The following is a 15,883-nucleotide window of genomic DNA, read 5'->3' as shown; positions in this document are numbered from 1 at the left end:
ACGACGGCGCCAGCCCTATGGGCCGGCGTGTGAAGACACCCCGCAATCTAGAAGTGGCGATAAGGCTTGCGGTTGCCGAAGCCTTCGAACCGCTTGGTATTGGCCTTGGCGGGGACGCGCTGTGCTTCCTGATGCAACCCGAATACGGTAGCGATCAGCATGGCGACGGTCATTGCGGTGGCGAGGATGTAGATCAGCATGTGCATGTTCTCCTGCGCCTAACAACGATTAGATGGGTGTTTGGTTTCATCTTCTGCAGCGGCAACTTAGTGAACACTGCGTGAAGCTGTTGTGAGCGGCACATTCATCTGTCGTTCACGTCGGCCAAAAGGTTCACGGGGCGGGCTGGCGATCGGATTTGCCTTTAGGGGAGAGGCTCGCTAGAAGCACCTGCCATGACCGAACGCATCGCCCTTTATGCCGGCTCTTTCGACCCGCTGACCAACGGCCATCTCGACGTGCTGAAGGCGTCGCTGGCCGTGGCGGATACAATCTATGCGGCGATCGGCATCCATCCCGGCAAGAAGCCGTTGTTTTCCTTCGAGGAACGGGTTGGCCTGATCGAAACGGCCGCGAAGGCGGAATTCGGCAGCGACGGTGCGCGTATCAAAGTAGTCGCCTTCGACGGGTTGGTGATCGATGCGGCCAGGAAGCATGGCGCCTCGATCATCATCCGCGGCCTGCGCGACGGCACCGATCTTGACTATGAGATGCAGATGGCCGGCATGAACGAGACCATGGCGCCGGAGCTGCAGACCGTGTTCCTGCCCGCCAGCCCTTCAGTGCGCACCATTACCGCCACACTTGTGCGCCAGATAGCTTCGATGGGAGGCGACATCCGCCCCTTCGTGCCGGCGGCCGTGGCCGGCGCGCTCACCGCCAAATTCGCGAAATAAATGCATGTCACCCAAAAGTGGAACCCGGCTTTGGGTAACGACATGCATGAACGAAGATATTCGGAGAAAGATCCCATGCAGCTGAAAAAGCTTGCCTTCTTGCTTGCCGTGCTTGCCGGTCTTGTGACCGCATCCGTGTCGGCCTTTGCCGCCGATCCGGAAAACACCATGATCGTAACGCTGAAGGACGGCGACGTGACCATCGCGCTGAGGCCCGACCTTGCGCCGAAGCACGTCGCGCAGATCAAAAAGCTGGTGCGCCAGGGCGCCTACGACAACGTCGCCTTTCACCGCGTCATCGACGGCTTCATGGCGCAGACCGGCGACGTCAAGTTCGGCAACATGAAGAGCGGCTTCAATGCCGACGCTGTCGGCACCGGCGGCTCCGATCTTCCTGACCTGCCGGCCGAATTCTCCAGCACCGAGCACTACCAGCGCGGCGTGGTCGGCATGGCCCGCTCCGACGATCCGAATTCCGCCAATTCGCAATTCTTCATCATGTTCGCGCCGGCACCGCCGCTCGATGGCCAGTACACCATCGTTGGCAATGTCGTCAGCGGCATGGAGCTGGTGGACCACATCAAGAAAGGCGACGAGGCGCAGAACGGGACGGTGACCGACCCCGATCGCATGATCAAGGTGCGCATCGCCGCGGACGGCAAGTAACCCCAATTGTTCAAAAGGATATTTCTGACATGGCCGAAATCAAGGACCGCGAGAACGCGCTTATCATGGACACGACCAAGGGCAAGGTCGTCATCGAATTGTTTCCAGATCTGGCGCCCGGCCATGTCGGCCGTATCAAGGAGCTGGCGCGCGAAGGCGCCTATGACGGCGTGGTCTTCCACCGCGTCATCGACGGCTTCATGGCGCAGACCGGCGACGTGAAGTTCGGCAATTCCAACAAGCCGTCTTTCGCGCCATCGCGCGCCGGCACTGGCGGTTCCGACAAACCCGATCTGAAGGCCGAGTTCTCCAACACCAACCACGGCCGCGGCACCTGCTCGATGGCGCGCTCGCAGAACCCGAACTCGGCCAATTCGCAGTTCTTCATCTGCTTCGACGATGCCGCCTTCCTCAACCGCCAGTACACGGTATGGGGCCAGGTCATCGAAGGCATGGACAACGTCGACAAGATCAAGCGCGGCGAACCGGTGCAGGATCCTGACAAGATCGTGTCGCTCAAGGTCGCGGCCGACGTGAAATGACCGGCCGGGCTGTCGCGGCCATCGCATTTGTGCTCGTCGCGGCGGCCACTCCGGCGCTGGCAACGGAATCGATCGTCTGCAGCGCCGACGGCGGCGCGGCATCGATTGATGTTTTGATGGGACACACGGCCGTCATTGCGGTGGCTCGTGTGTGGCTGGATGCCGGCGGCAAGACATGGACCACGGACGGACAGGCAGGCTCAACGAAAGTCATCGTTGGACAGGCATTCGAAGACGACGAGCGCATGCTGATCGATCTCACTGATGAGGGCCTCAGCTCGATCGTCGCCAAATTGCGGCTGGTCAAGGCCAGCGAGCAGTCCAGCTTCGCAATGGGCGGTACGCTGAGCATAGACAGTGTCGGCGCCTGGGCGGTGACCTGCCCGGAACCTTGAGGCGGGGATTTCTTGCGCGTCGATCTTTTCGACTTCGATCTGCCGGAGGAGCGCATCGCGCTTCGCCCAGCCGAGCCGCGCGACAGTGCCAGGATGCTGGTGGTCAGGCCGGGTGAGGGGCTCGAAGACCGGACGGTGCGCGACCTGCCGGCCCTGCTCAAGGCCGGTGATGTGCTGGTCTTCAACGACACCAAGGTCATTCCGGCACAATTGAAGGGCATCAGGCGGCGCGGCGAAGCAGCAGCGCAGGTCGAAGCCACGCTGCATATGCGGATGGCGCCCGACCGGTGGCTCGCCTTCATGCGTCCGGGCAAGCGCATCGCCGCCGGCGATCGCATCCATTTCGGTCATGACGCCAATTCCTGCTTTCTCGGCCAGCTCGACGCGACAGTGATCGAGAAGGGAGAAGGTGGCGAGGTGCTGCTCGGCTTCGACCTGTCAGGTCCGTTCCTCGACGAGGCGCTGCATGCCGTCGGCCACATCCCGCTGCCGCCCTACATCGCTTCCAAGCGTGACGACGACGAACGCGACCGCAGCGATTACCAGACCATTTATGCCAAGGAGGAGGGCGCCGTGGCCGCGCCGACGGCAGGGCTGCATTTCACGCCGGAGCTGTTTGCGACGCTCGACGCCAAGGGCATAGAGCGCCGTTTCGTCACGCTGCATGTCGGCGCCGGTACGTTCCTGCCGGTGAAGGCGGACGACACCGCCGACCACAAGATGCACGCCGAAACCGGTTCGGTCAGCCCGGAAACCGCCGAGGCGCTGAATGCGGCGAAAGCAAAAGGAGGGCGCATTATCGCCGTCGGCACGACATCGCTGCGCTTGTTGGAGAGCGCGGCTGGCGAGGACGGCAGGCTGGCAGCATGGTCAGGCCCGACCGACATCTTCATCACGCCCGGCTATCGCTTCAAGACCGCAGACATGCTGATGACCAATTTCCATCTGCCGCGTTCGACGCTGTTCATGCTGGTTTCGGCCTTCTGCGGTTTGCAGACGATGCGCGCGGCCTATGCGCATGCGATCGAGAACCGCTACAGGTTTTATTCCTATGGAGACGCAAGTCTTCTGTTCAGGGAGGATAGTAATGGACGATGACCTGGAAACCTTCGGCCGCGAAGCCTTGATCGCCGAGGTCAGGAAACTGCGCGCCGGAATCCGCCAACACCGCGACGCCACCGGCCATGATCTGTGCTGGCATCATCCCGACCTCTGGTCGCTTTTGCCCGAAAAGACCGAGCCGGCGATTGCCGTGCCGCCGTGGCCGAAATTCATGCGCGGCTGCATCCGCTACCGGCAATCACTCGACAAGCAGGCCCCGGACGCGCCGGTATTCGACAAGGAGTTCGATGGCTAGGGAATTCAATGACTGACGCATTCACCTTCAAGGTGCTGGCGACCGACGGCAGGGCGCGGCGTGGTGCAATCACCATGCCGCGCGGGGAAATCCGCACGCCTGCCTTCATGCCGGTCGGTACCGGCGGCACGGTGAAGGCCATGTATATGGATCAGGTGCGCGGCGTCGGCTCGGACATTATCCTCGGCAACACCTACCACCTGATGCTGAGACCCGGCGCCGAGCGCGTGGCGCGGCTCGGCGGCCTGCATGAGTTCGCCCGCTGGCAGCATCCAATCCTGACCGACAGCGGCGGCTTCCAGGTAATGTCGCTGTCGAAGCTGCGGAAACTGACCGAGAACGGCGTGACCTTCCGTTCACATATCGACGGCGGCGCCTACGAGATGTCGCCGGAGCGTTCGATAGAGATCCAGGGGCTGCTCGATTCCGACATCCAGATGCAGCTCGACGAATGCACGGCTCTGCCGGCCAAGCAGAACGAGATCGAGCGTGCCATGGAGTTGTCGTTGCGTTGGGCCGAGCGTTGCAAGACGGCATTCGGCGAGCAGCCCGGCAAGGCGATGTTCGGCATTGTGCAAGGCGGCGACGTGCCGGATCTGCGGCTGCGCTCGGCGCAGGCGCTGAAGGCAATGGAGCTGAAGGGCTATGCGATCGGCGGGCTGGCTGTCGGCGAGCCGCAAGCGGTGATGCTGGAGATGCTCGACATCACTTGCCCGGAGCTGCCGGCTGACCGGCCGCGCTACCTGATGGGCGTCGGCACCCCGGACGACATTTTGAAGTCGGTGGCGCGCGGCATCGACATGTTCGACTGCGTGATGCCGACGCGGGCAGGGCGCCACGGCCTTGCATACACACGGCGCGGCAAGGTCAATCTGCGCAACGCCCGCCATGCCGACGATCCGCGTCCGCTCGATGAGGAAAGCGACTGCCCGGCCGCACGCGACTATTCGCGGGCCTATTTGCACCATCTGGTGCGCTCGCAAGAGGCGCTTGGGGCGATGCTCCTGACCTGGAACAATCTGTCCTATTACCAGCAGCTGATGCGCGACATTCGTGAAGCGATCGAGGCTGGCAGGTTCGCCGAACAAGCCGAGATCATCACGCAGCAATGGGCAAACGGTGACCTCGCCGTCCGGTAGGCATGCTCGCCAGGAATCCGGCTCCAGGGAGGAGTTGCCCCTGCCATGAACTGTTTTGAAACGACTGCCTAATAAGCATTGCCGGACGACATCGGGCGAGGATCAAGAACCTGTTCGTTTCGGGGCAAGTTTCAGTTCCTGGCACGACGGTGCGGACGAACGGCATCGCTTCGCCTTCGTCCTCCGTGGCTGTCCAGCAATGGACGGCGGGGTCGTTGCTTGCCGCTCTGGCGATCGCAGTGACCGGCCTGGTCTCGCGCTTGCTTGGCGCGCGCGGCGACCTTTGGCTGGACGAGATCTGGAGCTTTGCGCTGATCGAGCCGCTGACCTCGATCGACCAGATATTCTGGCGCGTCAATCACGACAACAATCATTTCCTCAACTCGGTCTATCTCTATCTCATTGGCCCCGATGCTTCGCCGCTGATCCAGCGAGGTCTGTCGATAGCATTAGGTGTTGCCACGATCGCTGCGGCGGCAGCGAGCGCCGCATCGCGCGGACGACAGGTGATGATTGCCACAAGCCTGTTGTTTGCCGTGAGCTACCCAATGATCCATTACGGCTCGGAGGCGCGCGGCTATGCCGGCCTTGTGCTGTTCACGCTGCTGTCGGTCGTTTTTCTGGAGCGCCGGCTCGACAGTAGACGGTGGTCTGGCGTGGCCTTGGCAGCGGCGATCCTTTTCGGCTTCCTGTGCCACCTCACCATGATCGGAATGGTGGCGGTCCTCGCAATATGGACCGCCTGGCTCGCCTGGCAGCGTACGGCGAAGGTCGGCCGTGTCGTTGCGGACCTGGCGTCGATCTTCCTGCCGGGCTTGCTTGCCGTGCTGCCGCTGGCTGTCGGCGTGTTTGTCGGCGGTAGGCTGTTCGGCTTCAGTGTCGGTGGTGTTTCGCCGTTCTCGATTGCCGCCTTCGCGCAGGGCTATGGCGGGATGATCCGCTCTCTGTTCGGGCTGCCACCCTGGTTCGGCGACGGGCCCTACATCGTTGCCGCCTGCTGTCTTGTCGGCCTCTCCGCCGGTGTCTGGCGCGGTCGCCGAGCCAGCCTTTATGCGATCGGGATTATCGGACTGCCTTTGCTCATGGCGGCGGCGCATCTGCCCAACCTCGAGTTCCCACGCTATTTCATCATCAGCGGAACATTGCTGCTGCTCTGGGCCGGCGAGATGATTGGCCGCGGCCTGGATGCTCGCGGGACTGCAAGGCTACTTGCGATGGGAGCGCTGGCGATCGTGGTGGGTGGAAGCATTTCGTCGCTGCTTCAGTTCTATCAATATGGACGCGGCTCCTACGCCGCTATCGTTGATGAAATGACCAGGAACGGCGCAACCACCTATGCCAGCGACGGTAATTTCCGCACCCCCATCGTCGTCGACTATTTTGCGGCGCGAATGGATCGTCGGGCATTGCTGGTTCCAGACGACGGGATGTGCATCGAACGGCCCGCCTGGCTGGTCCTCGAGGGGGACGTGGACAAACAAGCCGAACATGTCGAACCGACGGCCGCATGCGCTCTGGCCTATGAACGGGCCGATGCGTCGAGGCATTGGGGGTTTTCAGGCCTGAGCTGGACGCTCTACCGGCGACAGGATTGAAACACCCCTTTAGGTGCTGAGCGACGTGGACGCACGCAGGCTGCAGCCGGTGATCCGAAAGCTGCCGTCAGGCTGTAGTTCGAGCGTGTAGACCGCCTCGTAGTCCTTGCCATCCGGGCCGACGATCAGCACTTGCTGGATGATCGACGTCGGGCTCGTCTCGCGGACCTTGCCGAAGGAGTAGGTCTGCGGTTGGCGCACCGGCGGATAGCCTTTTGTCACCATGTTCATGAAGGTATCGACGGTCGGAAAGATGCGTTTCACATTCGGTGCGGCAAAGCTGTAGGCCATCATTCCATCATTGGCGATGAAGGCCCTCAACTGCCCATCGATGACCGTCTGCGCCGCTTTGACTTCGGCGTCGCCAGCAAAGGCCTGGGATGCGAAAATGAATGGAACGACTGCGAATGCGAAAAACGCGCGGCGCATGGCCTGTCTCCGTTGTCCCCGAGAAATCGCTGCCTGAAGGTACATGATACCATACGCTTTGCCGTGTGCTTCAGGGTTTCAGCCGAGCGCAAACATTCGGCGTGGCAGTCCGTGCCCAGACCGAGACGCATTGTCGAGGCGAGAACAGCCTGAGCGATTGCCGATGCTTGAAAGGCGAACGGCAGTCTGCCACAAGGGCCGCTCGATTATACCTAGAGCGTGCGATGTGAGCAGGACCAGGCAATGAAGGCATTTTTCGTGCAGATAAAGTGCGATCTGGGCAAGGCCTACGACGTTGCCAGCGCCCTGGCCGATGCCGAGATTGCTTCGGAAATCTACTCGACAGCCGGAAACTACGACCTGCTCGCCAAATTCTATGTCGACGACGAGGAAGACATCGGCCACTTCGTCAACGAGAAAGTGCAGATTCTTCCCGGCATCAAGGACACGTTCACGGTCGTCACCTTTCGCGCGTTTTGATCCGCATCCGGGCATTTGCCCGGACACCAGGCAAAGCCTGATCAAGGCCCTATTGGTGCTGCCTTAATTTTAGGCAAGTGCGATATACTGATCGCCGGCGCCCAACAAATCACCGATTGCGCTTGATTTTCTCCAGCGAGGCCAGTGAAATGGCGCCACAGGGGAGTATGCGATTGGCAGCGTTCGATGAAATGCTTCCGGAAGTTTCCGGGCTGAGAAAACCGTATTCGGCTTACGATCGCTGGCTGAAGGAACAGGACCCGGCCAGACTTACCGAGAAGATGCAGGACGCCGAACGCGTCTTTCGCAAGACAGGCATCACTTTCGCCGTCTACGGCGAGCAGGAAGCATCGGAGCGGCTGATACCCTTCGATATCGTTCCGCGCATCATTTCGGGCAATGAATGGCGACGGCTGACGCAAGGCATCGAGCAGCGCGTCCAGGCGCTGAACGCCTTTCTCGACGACATCTACCATCGCCAGGAGATCTTGCGCGCCGGCCGGGTGCCGAAGGAGTTGATCGCCAAGAACGAGGCGTTCCTGCCCGAGATGATCGGGGTGCGGCCGCCGGCCGGCGTCTATACCCACATTATCGGCGTCGACATCGTACGCATCAGCGAGAACGAGTTCTACGTGCTGGAGGACAACGCGCGCACGCCGTCCGGCGTCTCCTACATGCTGGAGAATCGCGAGACGATGATGCAGCTCTTCCCCGAGCTGTTCCAGCAGATCAAGGTGCGGCCGGTTGAGAATTACCCGCAGCTCTTGCGCCAGTCGCTGGCGGCAGTGCGGCCGCAAAGCACCAAGGGCGCGCCGACCATTGCCGTGCTGACGCCGGGCAGCTTCAACTCAGCCTATTTCGAACATGCTTTCCTTGCCGACCAGATGGGCGTGCAGCTTGTCGAGGGGCAGGATCTGCGCGTCGTCGATGGCCATGTCGCGATGCGCACCACCGAGGGCTACAAGCAGATCGACGTGCTTTACCGGCGTGTCGACGACTCGTTCCTCGATCCGCTGACCTTCCGCCCCGACTCGGCACTTGGCGTGCCGGGCATTATGGACGTCTACCGCGCCGGCAACATCACTATCGCCAATGCGCCGGGAACCGGCATCGCCGACGACAAGGCGATCTATTCGTACATGCCCGAGATCGTCGAATTCTACACCGGCCGCAAGGCGATGCTCGGCAACATCCCGACCTGGCGCTGCTCGGAGCCGGACAGCCTGAAATACGTTCTCGAGCACATCGATGAATTGGTTATCAAGGAGGTCCACGGGTCCGGCGGTTACGGCATGCTGGTCGGTCCGGCGGCGACCAAGAAGGAATGCGAGGATTTTTCCAAAAAGCTCGCGGCAAAACCGTCGAACTACATTGCTCAGCCGACGCTGGCGCTGTCGACCTGTCCGATCCTGACGGACAAGGGGCTGGCGCCGCGCCATGTCGATCTGCGCCCCTATGTGCTGGTTTCCGACCGTATCCAGATCGTGCCCGGCGGGCTGACCCGAGTAGCGCTCAAGGAAGGCTCGCTGGTCGTCAATTCCTCGCAAGGCGGGGGCACGAAGGATACGTGGGTGTTGGATGATTAGAGTGGAAGTAGCGAGTAGGGAATAGCGAATAGTGAATAGTGAATAGTGAATAGTGAATAGTGAATAGTGAATAGATAAGGATATGGGTCGTTAATGTTGGTGAAATGCCCTGAAGTGAAGCGCGCGGAATCGTGCCCTGGAATCTGGATAGTCACCATTCACCATTCACCTTTCACTATTCACCACAGGACCGCCTGACATGCTTCTCGGCCGCACCGCCAACGGGCTCTACTGGATGAACCGCTACATCGAGCGGGCGGAAAACATGGCGCGATTGGTGGATGCCGGCCTGCGCATGGCGCTGACTCGTACCCAGAACGCTTCGGAGGAGTGGAATTCGGTGCTGCTCAGCGCCGGTTCAGACGCCAGCTTCACGCAGAAATATTCCGACTACACCGCCGCCAATGTCGCCGACTATCTGCTGCGCGACACATCGAACCCGTCGAGCACGATGTCGTCTATCGAAACGGCCCGTAACAATGCCCGCATGGTGCGCACGGCATTGACGCGTGAAACCTGGGAAAGCATCAACGAAGCCTGGATGTCGCTGAAGCGGATGCTGGCCAAGCCGATCGACGAGCGCGACCTGCCCAACGCGCTCGACGCAATCAAACGCGAGACGGCGCTGATCCGCGGCTCGTTCTACGGCACGATGCTGCGCAACGAGATTTTCGATTTTTCGCAGCTCGGCACGTATGTCGAACGCGCCGACAACACCGCGCGCATCCTGGATGTGAAATACTACGTGCTGTTGCCGTCGATCTCCTGGGTCGGCTCGACGCTCGACAACTACCAGTGGGAATCGATCCTGCGCTCGGTGTCGGCGCACCGTTCCTATCGCTGGGTCTATGATGCCGACTACAAGCCGAGCAACATCGCCGATTATCTGATCCTCAACGTCCGCATGCCGCGCTCGCTGACCTTTTGCTACCGCTTCCTGACGGAGCATCTCAAATTCCTGGGTGACGACTATGGGGAGCGCCACGCCTGTCATGCAACGGCTGCCAAGACCCAGGCCATGCTGACGGCCGGGTCGATCAAGGATATTTTCGACGCCGGCCTGCACGAATTCCTGGCCAATTTCATCCGCGACAACACCAGGCTCGGCGACGAGATCGCGCAGGATTACAGGTTCTATTGAGCATGATCCAAAAAAGCGGAGATCGGTTTTCGGAAAAGCTCATGCTCCAGGGACGAGAGCGATGCGGCTGAAGATCACCCACCGAACCGAATACCGCTACGATGCGCCCGTGCATTATCTGTTGCAGCGTTTGCGGCTGCTCCCGGTGAACGGGCGCACCCAGACGGTACTGTCCTGGGCGCTGAAGATCGAAGGCGCACGCGAGGAAGTGCGCTTCACCGACCATTTCGGCAATGATACCCGGCTGTTGAGCGTCGAGGGCGAGCGCGACTTCATCACCGTCGAAGCAGCCGGCGAAGTGGTGACGCGCGACACCGCTGGCGTCTGCGGACCGCACCAGGGTTTCGCGCCGCTCTGGCTGTTCGGCCAGGAAACGCCGCTGACGACGATCGGCAGCGGCATTCGCGAGCTTGCTGCCTCGGTCGGCAAGGGTACCGACATCGAAAGGCTGCACCGGTTGATGGCGGTGATCGGCGAGCGCGTCGCTTATACGCCGGACACCACCAACGTGACGACGCCGGCCGAAGAGGCCCTGGCGCTCAAGACCGGCGTTTGCCAGGACCACAGCCACATCTTCGTTGCCGCGGCGCGTGCCATGGATTTTCCGGCCCGCTATATCAGCGGCTACCTGATGATGGATGCGGCCATCGAGCAGGCGGCAAGCCACGCTTGGGCCGAGGCGCATGTCTCGGGCCTCGGCTGGGTCGCCTTCGATGTCGCCAACGGCATTTCTCCGGACGAGCGTTATGTGAAGGTGGCGACCGGCCGCGATTATCGCGACGCCACGCCGGTATCTGGAATTCGGCTGGGACAGGCGGAAGAACAGCTTGCGGTCACCGTCACCGTGGAGCAGTAATCCCCGGCAAGATTGTTGCCAAAGAGATTCGATGACCTATTGCGTCGGCCTGAAGATCGATCGCGGGCTCGTGTTCATGTCGGACACGCGCACCAACGCCGGCATGGATTCGATCTCGACCTTCAGGAAGATGCATGTCTGGGAAGAGCCGGGCGAGCGCGTCATCGTTTTGATGTCGGCCGGCAATCTGGCGACGACCCAGGCCGTGGTCAGCCTGCTCGACGAACGCACCAAGGCAGTGGCGGAGCGCCGTGCCACGCTGCTCGAAACGCCCTCCATGTACCAGACAGTCCGGTTGGTCGGAGACACCGTCAAGGAGGTCATCGCCAGTTCGTCGCCGGCTGGCGAAAAGGCGGATTCCTACTTCAACGCCTCCTTCATCCTCGGCGGTCAGATCAAGGGCAGCGCGCCGCGCCTGTTCATGATCTATCCGGAAGGCAATTTCATCGAATCGACCGACGACACGCCGTTCTTCCAGATCGGTGAGACCAAATACGGCAAGCCGATCATTATCCGCGCTTATGAAAGGACGATGAGTTTCGCCGAGACGGTGAAATTGCTGCTGGTGTCGTTCGACTCGACGCTGAAGTCGAACCTGTCGGTCGGCCTGCCGCTCGACCTGCTGTTCTATGAAAAGGACACTTTCAACGTCGGCCTCAAAAAGCGAATAACCCAGGACGATCAATATTATCGTACGATCTCGGATAGCTGGTCGAACGCGCTGAAGACCGCCTTTGCCAGTCTGCCTGATTTTCCCGAATGAAAACCTTCGTTTTTCGTGCTCTTTGATCGCGGCTCGATGAGGCGCCACGGAGGCGAAGAAGATGAATAGCAACGAATTCCGCGAGTGGTCGCTGCGAGCGGCTGAATGGGGCGTCGACTACAGAAACAGCCTTCGCGAGAGACCGGTGCGGCCGCTTGTCGAGCCGGGCGAAATCTTCAAAAGCATCGATGCCGCGCCGCCGGAAGACGGCGAAACGATGCAGGCAATCTTCGCCGATTTCGAACAAAAGATCCTGCCTGGCATGACGCACTGGCAGCATCCGCGTTTCTTCGCCTATTTCCCGGCCAATGCGGCACCGGTCTCCGTCGTGGCCGAGTATCTGGTTTCCGCGATGGCCGCGCAATGCATGCTCTGGCAGACCTCGCCGGCGGCAACCGAGCTCGAGACGCGTGTCGTCGACTGGATGCGGCAGGCGCTTGGTTTGCCGGAGGGATTCTCCGGCGTCATGCAGGATTCGGCTTCGTCGGCGACGCTTGCCGCCGTGCTGACCATGCGCGAGCGCGCGCTCGACTGGCAAGGCAACAAGAACGGCTTGCAAGGGCAGCCGGTCGTGAGGGTCTATTCTTCCGACCAGGTCCATACTTCCATCGACCGGGCGATCTGGGTGTCGGGCATCGGCGAGGCGAACCTCGTGCGCATTCCGGTCGCCGGACCCTTCCGCGCCATGCAGACGGCGGCTCTGGAAGCCGCGATCGTTACCGACCGCGAAAACGGCATGCTGCCGGCGGGCATCATCGCCAGCGTCGGCGGCACAAGTACCGGCGGCACCGACAATGTGGCGGCTGTTGCCGAGGTGGCGAAGCGGCACGGGCTCTACCTGCATGTCGATGCCGCATGGGCCGGCTCCGCCATGATCTGCCCCGAGTTCCGGCATTTCTGGACCGGCGCCGAAAATGCCGATTCCATCGTCTTCAACCCGCATAAATGGTTGGGGGCACAGTTCGATTGCTCGATGCAGTTCATCCGCCAGCCGGAAGACCTGGTCCGCACGCTGGCGATCAAGCCCGAATTCCTCAAGACGCATGGCCGCGACGGGGTCATCAACTACTCCGAATGGTCGGTGCCGCTCGGCCGAAGATTCCGCGCGCTGAAACTTTGGTTCCTGCTGCGTGCGCATGGCTTGGAAAATCTGCGGACCATGATCCGCAACCATGTCGCCTGGAGCGAGAGCCTCGCCGCGCGGCTGGCTCGGGAACCGGATTTCGAGATCGTCACGGAACCGATGCTGTCGCTATTCTCATTCCGCCATCTCGCGGCTGCGGCCATCGACTCTGACGAGCACAATTTGCGGTTGGTCAGCGCGATCAACGATGACGGCCGCATTTACCTGACGCAGACCCGGGTGGACGGGCAGGTGGCGATCCGCTTTCAGGTCGGGCAGTTCGAAACGACTGCGGCGGACGTCGATACTGCTTTCGAGGTCATCACTGAGATCGCGCGGGGGCTGAGTTGATACCCTCGTCGAGATTGCGCCGGAGCTTTTCTCTCTGCAGTCGCCCGATTTTCATTAGCCGGCCCATACCTGTTCATGGCTTTCGTTTTCAGCTATAGACGAGAAAAACGAAAATGAGAGGTTGCTAGATGTATCTGTCGCCGCGTCATTCCGAAATCATCCAGATGGCCAAGGACCATGGCCGCGTACTGGTCGAGGAACTGGCGACGCATTTCAACGTGACGCCGCAGACGATCCGCAAGGATCTCAACGATCTCTGCGACCAGCGGCTCTTGTCCCGCATCCATGGCGGGGCATTGTTCCCCTCCGGCATCGAGAACATGGAATATGAGGCTCGGCGCAAGATCGCCGCCGAGGAGAAGGAGGCGATCGGCCGCGCAGCAGCCCGGCTGATCCCCGACAACGCGTCTCTGTTCATCAATATCGGGACAACGACGGAAGCTGTCAGCAAGTCGCTGCTCGATCACAGCGGCCTGATGGTCATCACCAATAACATCAATGTTGCCAACAGGATGCGCATATATCCTTCGATCGAGGTGGTGATCGCTGGCGGTGTCGTGCGCGGTTCCGACGGCGGTGTGGTCGGCGAGGCCGCGGTCGATTTCATCAGGCAGTTCAAGGTCGATTTTGCGGTGATCGGCGCCTCGGCCATCGACCATGACGGCGCACTGCTCGACTTCGATTTTCGCGAGGTGAAGGTGGCTCAGGCGATCATCGCCAACGCCCGACATGTGATCCTGGTGTCGGACCAGACCAAATTCGAGCGCACCGCGCCCGTCCGCATCGGCCATCTGTCGCAGGTCAACACCTTTATCACCGATCGTTGCGACATCCCGTCGGTGCGTAAGATCTGCCAGGAGGCAGAAGTTCAGCTGATCGAAACGTCGCTATCCTAGAGATGCCGTTGCGGCATCTTCCGCCTATCATATTTCGTTTGACATTCGTTATCATTTCGAAATAATTCCTCTACGGTTTCGCAAGAACCCAAAAATGCTGCAATGCGAAATCGAGGGAGGATTCTTTGAGCGCATCACCGATTCATGACATTTTCGTCATCGGTGGCGGCATCAATGGCTGCGGCATCGCCCGCGATGCCGTTGGACGTGGCTTTTCGGTTTTTCTTGCCGAGATGAACGATCTGGCCAGCGGGACCTCTTCCGGCTCGACCAAACTGATCCATGGCGGCTTGCGCTATCTCGAATTCTACGAATTCCGTCTGGTGCGCGAAGCGTTGATGGAACGCGAGGTCCTGTGGAAGAACGCGCCGCATATCATCTGGCCGATGCGCTTCGTGCTGCCATACGCCAAGGGACTGCGTCCGGCCTGGCTCATCCGGCTCGGGCTTTTCCTCTACGACCATATTGGCGGGCGCAAATTGCTGCCGCCGACGAAAACGCTGGACATGGCCAAGGATCCGGCCGGCAAGCCGCTGAAGCCGCTGTTTCGAAAGGCGTTCGAATATTCGGACGGTTGGGTCAACGATGCCCGGCTGGTTGTGTTGAACGCCCGCGACGCTGCCGAGCGCGGCGCAACCATTCGAACCCGAACAAAGGTCGTCAGCGCACGCCGCGAAGGCAATCTCTGGACGGTCAGGCTTGAAAATGTGCGGACCGGCGATACCGAGGAGGTCAAGGCGCGGCTGCTGGTCAATGCCGCCGGCCCGTGGGTCGATCAGGTGCTGTCGGCCACCGTCGGCTTGAACGACGTGCACAATGTCCGCCTCGTACAAGGCAGCCATATCGTCGTGGGCAAGAAATTCGACGACCCACGCGCCTATTTCTTTCAGAACAAGGACGGGCGCATCATTTTCGCCATCCCTTACGAGGACGAGTTCACGCTCATCGGCACCACCGACCGTGACTATCCCGGCGATCCGCACAACGTCAGGATCAATGACGCCGAGATCGACTATCTCTGCGCTGCGGCAAGCGAATATTTCGCGCAGCCGGTCAAGCCGTCGGATATCGTCTGGACCTATTCCGCGGTGCGACCGCTCTACGACGATGGCGCCTCAAAGGCGCAGGAAGCCACCCGAGACTATGTGCTGAAGGCCGATGGAGGCGAGGGTGCCGCCCCGATCGTCAACGCCTTTGGCGGCAAGATCACGACCTACCGCCGATTGTCGGAATCGATGCTCGAGAAGATCGAGGGTTTTCTCGGCAAGCGCGGCAAACCATGGACGGCAAACGCGCCGCTGCCCGGCGGTGACTTTCCCGTCACCGGCTTCGATGCCGAGGTGGCGAAACTGAAAACGGCGTACCCGTTCCTCGACGCCCGGCTGGCCCGCCGGTTGACCCGGCTCTACGGCACCCGCGCAAGGAAGCTGCTGGGCCTCGCCAAGTCGAACGTCGATCTTGGCCGCAACTTCGGCGCCGATCTCTACGAAGCCGAGGTGCGCTACCTCGTCGAAAACGAATGGGCGATGACTGCCGAGGATGTATTGTGGCGCCGGACCAAGCGCGGCCTGCGTCTCAGCCGTGAGCAGGCGGCAGTGCTCGACGAGTTCATGCGCGGAATAAGCCGGCAGCACGTAGCGGCTGCCGAATAGGAACGGCCGACTGATG

At 61.0% G+C, this 15,883-nt stretch carries 18 protein-coding genes; 16 read left to right on the top strand and 2 right to left on the bottom strand.

The genetic code is table 11. The features are described from left to right. Positions 1 to 47 precede the first annotated feature (47 nt). Positions 48 to 200, bottom strand: coding sequence for a hypothetical protein (locus NKI52_RS09045; RefSeq protein WP_352646477.1), 153 nt, complete (start codon positions 198 to 200; stop codon positions 48 to 50). A gap of 195 nt (positions 201 to 395) precedes the next feature. Here NKI52_RS09045 and coaD point away from each other — a divergent pair, with 195 nt between their 5' ends. From coaD to NKI52_RS09005, 8 genes are all read left to right on the top strand, one after another. Further along, a complete protein-coding gene (gene coaD / locus NKI52_RS09040; RefSeq protein ID WP_023674874.1) occupies positions 396 to 896 on the top strand; it encodes a pantetheine-phosphate adenylyltransferase in 501 nt (166 codons plus the stop codon). A 75-nt stretch (positions 897 to 971) separates the two neighbouring features. Further along, positions 972 to 1,562 (top strand): peptidylprolyl isomerase, encoded by a 591-nt coding sequence (locus tag NKI52_RS09035; RefSeq protein WP_352471695.1) that lies wholly within the window; start codon positions 972 to 974, stop codon positions 1,560 to 1,562. 29 nt (positions 1,563 to 1,591) lie between these two features. After that, a complete protein-coding gene (locus tag NKI52_RS09030; protein ID WP_352568728.1) occupies positions 1,592 to 2,104 on the top strand; it encodes a peptidylprolyl isomerase in 513 nt (170 codons plus the stop codon). Next, a complete protein-coding gene (locus NKI52_RS09025) occupies positions 2,101 to 2,499 on the top strand; it encodes a hypothetical protein (protein ID WP_352568726.1) in 399 nt (132 codons plus the stop codon). Before NKI52_RS09030 ends, NKI52_RS09025 begins: the two co-directional genes overlap by 4 nt. Positions 2,500 to 2,511: 12 nt before the next feature. After that, positions 2,512 to 3,597 (top strand): tRNA preQ1(34) S-adenosylmethionine ribosyltransferase-isomerase QueA, encoded by a 1,086-nt coding sequence (queA, locus tag NKI52_RS09020; RefSeq protein ID WP_352568725.1) that lies wholly within the window; start codon positions 2,512 to 2,514, stop codon positions 3,595 to 3,597. Then, on the top strand, positions 3,587 to 3,856 hold the full coding sequence (locus tag NKI52_RS09015; protein WP_023674879.1) for a hypothetical protein: 270 nt from the start codon (positions 3,587 to 3,589) through the stop codon (positions 3,854 to 3,856). The genes queA and NKI52_RS09015 overlap by 11 nt, the downstream gene beginning before the upstream one ends. Before the next feature lie 8 nt (positions 3,857 to 3,864). Beyond that, on the top strand, positions 3,865 to 4,995 hold the full coding sequence (tgt, locus tag NKI52_RS09010) for a tRNA guanosine(34) transglycosylase Tgt (RefSeq protein ID WP_023674880.1): 1,131 nt from the start codon (positions 3,865 to 3,867) through the stop codon (positions 4,993 to 4,995). A gap of 215 nt (positions 4,996 to 5,210) precedes the next feature. After that, a complete protein-coding gene (locus tag NKI52_RS09005; RefSeq protein WP_352697705.1) occupies positions 5,211 to 6,590 on the top strand; it encodes a glycosyltransferase family protein in 1,380 nt (459 codons plus the stop codon). Positions 6,591 to 6,599: 9 nt separating this feature from the next. Here the strand turns inward: NKI52_RS09005 and NKI52_RS09000 are convergent, their stop codons facing one another. Continuing rightward, complete coding sequence (locus NKI52_RS09000) at positions 6,600 to 7,019, bottom strand: DUF4864 domain-containing protein (protein WP_352697703.1); 420 nt, start codon at positions 7,017 to 7,019, stop codon at positions 6,600 to 6,602. Between the two features lie 243 nt (positions 7,020 to 7,262). On the opposite strand from NKI52_RS09000, the gene NKI52_RS08995 reads away from it, so the two are divergent. The 8 genes from NKI52_RS08995 to glpD all read left to right on the top strand — a co-directional run bounded on the left by NKI52_RS08995 (position 7,263) and on the right by glpD (position 15,867). Continuing rightward, positions 7,263 to 7,499, top strand: coding sequence for an Lrp/AsnC ligand binding domain-containing protein (locus NKI52_RS08995; RefSeq protein ID WP_023674883.1), 237 nt, complete (start codon positions 7,263 to 7,265; stop codon positions 7,497 to 7,499). Between the two features lie 173 nt (positions 7,500 to 7,672). Beyond that, a complete protein-coding gene (locus NKI52_RS08990; protein ID WP_352448777.1) occupies positions 7,673 to 9,085 on the top strand; it encodes a circularly permuted type 2 ATP-grasp protein in 1,413 nt (470 codons plus the stop codon). Positions 9,086 to 9,284: 199 nt separating this feature from the next. Then, positions 9,285 to 10,226, top strand: a complete 942-nt coding sequence (locus tag NKI52_RS08985) for an alpha-E domain-containing protein (protein WP_023674885.1) — start codon at positions 9,285 to 9,287, stop codon at positions 10,224 to 10,226. 61 nt (positions 10,227 to 10,287) lie between these two features. Beyond that, on the top strand, positions 10,288 to 11,082 hold the full coding sequence (locus NKI52_RS08980) for a transglutaminase family protein (RefSeq protein WP_352455718.1): 795 nt from the start codon (positions 10,288 to 10,290) through the stop codon (positions 11,080 to 11,082). A gap of 31 nt (positions 11,083 to 11,113) precedes the next feature. Further along, positions 11,114 to 11,845, top strand: a complete 732-nt coding sequence (locus tag NKI52_RS08975) for a proteasome-type protease (protein WP_352593478.1) — start codon at positions 11,114 to 11,116, stop codon at positions 11,843 to 11,845. A gap of 61 nt (positions 11,846 to 11,906) precedes the next feature. Next, complete coding sequence (locus NKI52_RS08970) at positions 11,907 to 13,319, top strand: pyridoxal phosphate-dependent decarboxylase family protein (protein WP_352697701.1); 1,413 nt, start codon at positions 11,907 to 11,909, stop codon at positions 13,317 to 13,319. Positions 13,320 to 13,447: 128 nt separating this feature from the next. Then, positions 13,448 to 14,215, top strand: a complete 768-nt coding sequence (locus NKI52_RS08965) for a DeoR/GlpR family DNA-binding transcription regulator (RefSeq protein WP_023674889.1) — start codon at positions 13,448 to 13,450, stop codon at positions 14,213 to 14,215. Between the two features lie 125 nt (positions 14,216 to 14,340). Continuing rightward, complete coding sequence (glpD, locus tag NKI52_RS08960; RefSeq protein ID WP_352697699.1) at positions 14,341 to 15,867, top strand: glycerol-3-phosphate dehydrogenase; 1,527 nt, start codon at positions 14,341 to 14,343, stop codon at positions 15,865 to 15,867. The last annotated feature ends 16 nt before the right edge of the window (positions 15,868 to 15,883 follow it).

The organism is Mesorhizobium sp. M0590 (assembly GCF_040320905.1).
GTDB lineage: Bacteria > Pseudomonadota > Alphaproteobacteria > Rhizobiales > Rhizobiaceae > Mesorhizobium.
The sequence above is the reverse complement of the archived record's forward strand: the minus strand, read 5'-3'. Positions and strand labels throughout refer to the sequence as shown.

Coding starts and splice junctions, on each gene's coding strand:
- NKI52_RS09045 (WP_352646477.1), bottom strand. CDS start 200: ATGCTGATCTACATCCTCGCCACCGCAATGACCGTCGCCATGCTGATC.
- coaD (WP_023674874.1), top strand. CDS start 396: ATGACCGAACGCATCGCCCTTTATGCCGGCTCTTTCGACCCGCTGACC.
- NKI52_RS09035 (WP_352471695.1), top strand. CDS start 972: ATGCAGCTGAAAAAGCTTGCCTTCTTGCTTGCCGTGCTTGCCGGTCTT.
- NKI52_RS09030 (WP_352568728.1), top strand. CDS start 1,592: ATGGCCGAAATCAAGGACCGCGAGAACGCGCTTATCATGGACACGACC.
- NKI52_RS09025 (WP_352568726.1), top strand. CDS start 2,101: ATGACCGGCCGGGCTGTCGCGGCCATCGCATTTGTGCTCGTCGCGGCG.
- NKI52_RS09015 (WP_023674879.1), top strand. CDS start 3,587: ATGGACGATGACCTGGAAACCTTCGGCCGCGAAGCCTTGATCGCCGAG.
- tgt (WP_023674880.1), top strand. CDS start 3,865: ATGACTGACGCATTCACCTTCAAGGTGCTGGCGACCGACGGCAGGGCG.
- NKI52_RS09000 (WP_352697703.1), bottom strand. CDS start 7,019: ATGCGCCGCGCGTTTTTCGCATTCGCAGTCGTTCCATTCATTTTCGCA.
- NKI52_RS08995 (WP_023674883.1), top strand. CDS start 7,263: ATGAAGGCATTTTTCGTGCAGATAAAGTGCGATCTGGGCAAGGCCTAC.
- NKI52_RS08985 (WP_023674885.1), top strand. CDS start 9,285: ATGCTTCTCGGCCGCACCGCCAACGGGCTCTACTGGATGAACCGCTAC.
- NKI52_RS08980 (WP_352455718.1), top strand. CDS start 10,288: ATGCGGCTGAAGATCACCCACCGAACCGAATACCGCTACGATGCGCCC.
- NKI52_RS08975 (WP_352593478.1), top strand. CDS start 11,114: ATGACCTATTGCGTCGGCCTGAAGATCGATCGCGGGCTCGTGTTCATG.
- NKI52_RS08970 (WP_352697701.1), top strand. CDS start 11,907: ATGAATAGCAACGAATTCCGCGAGTGGTCGCTGCGAGCGGCTGAATGG.
- NKI52_RS08965 (WP_023674889.1), top strand. CDS start 13,448: ATGTATCTGTCGCCGCGTCATTCCGAAATCATCCAGATGGCCAAGGAC.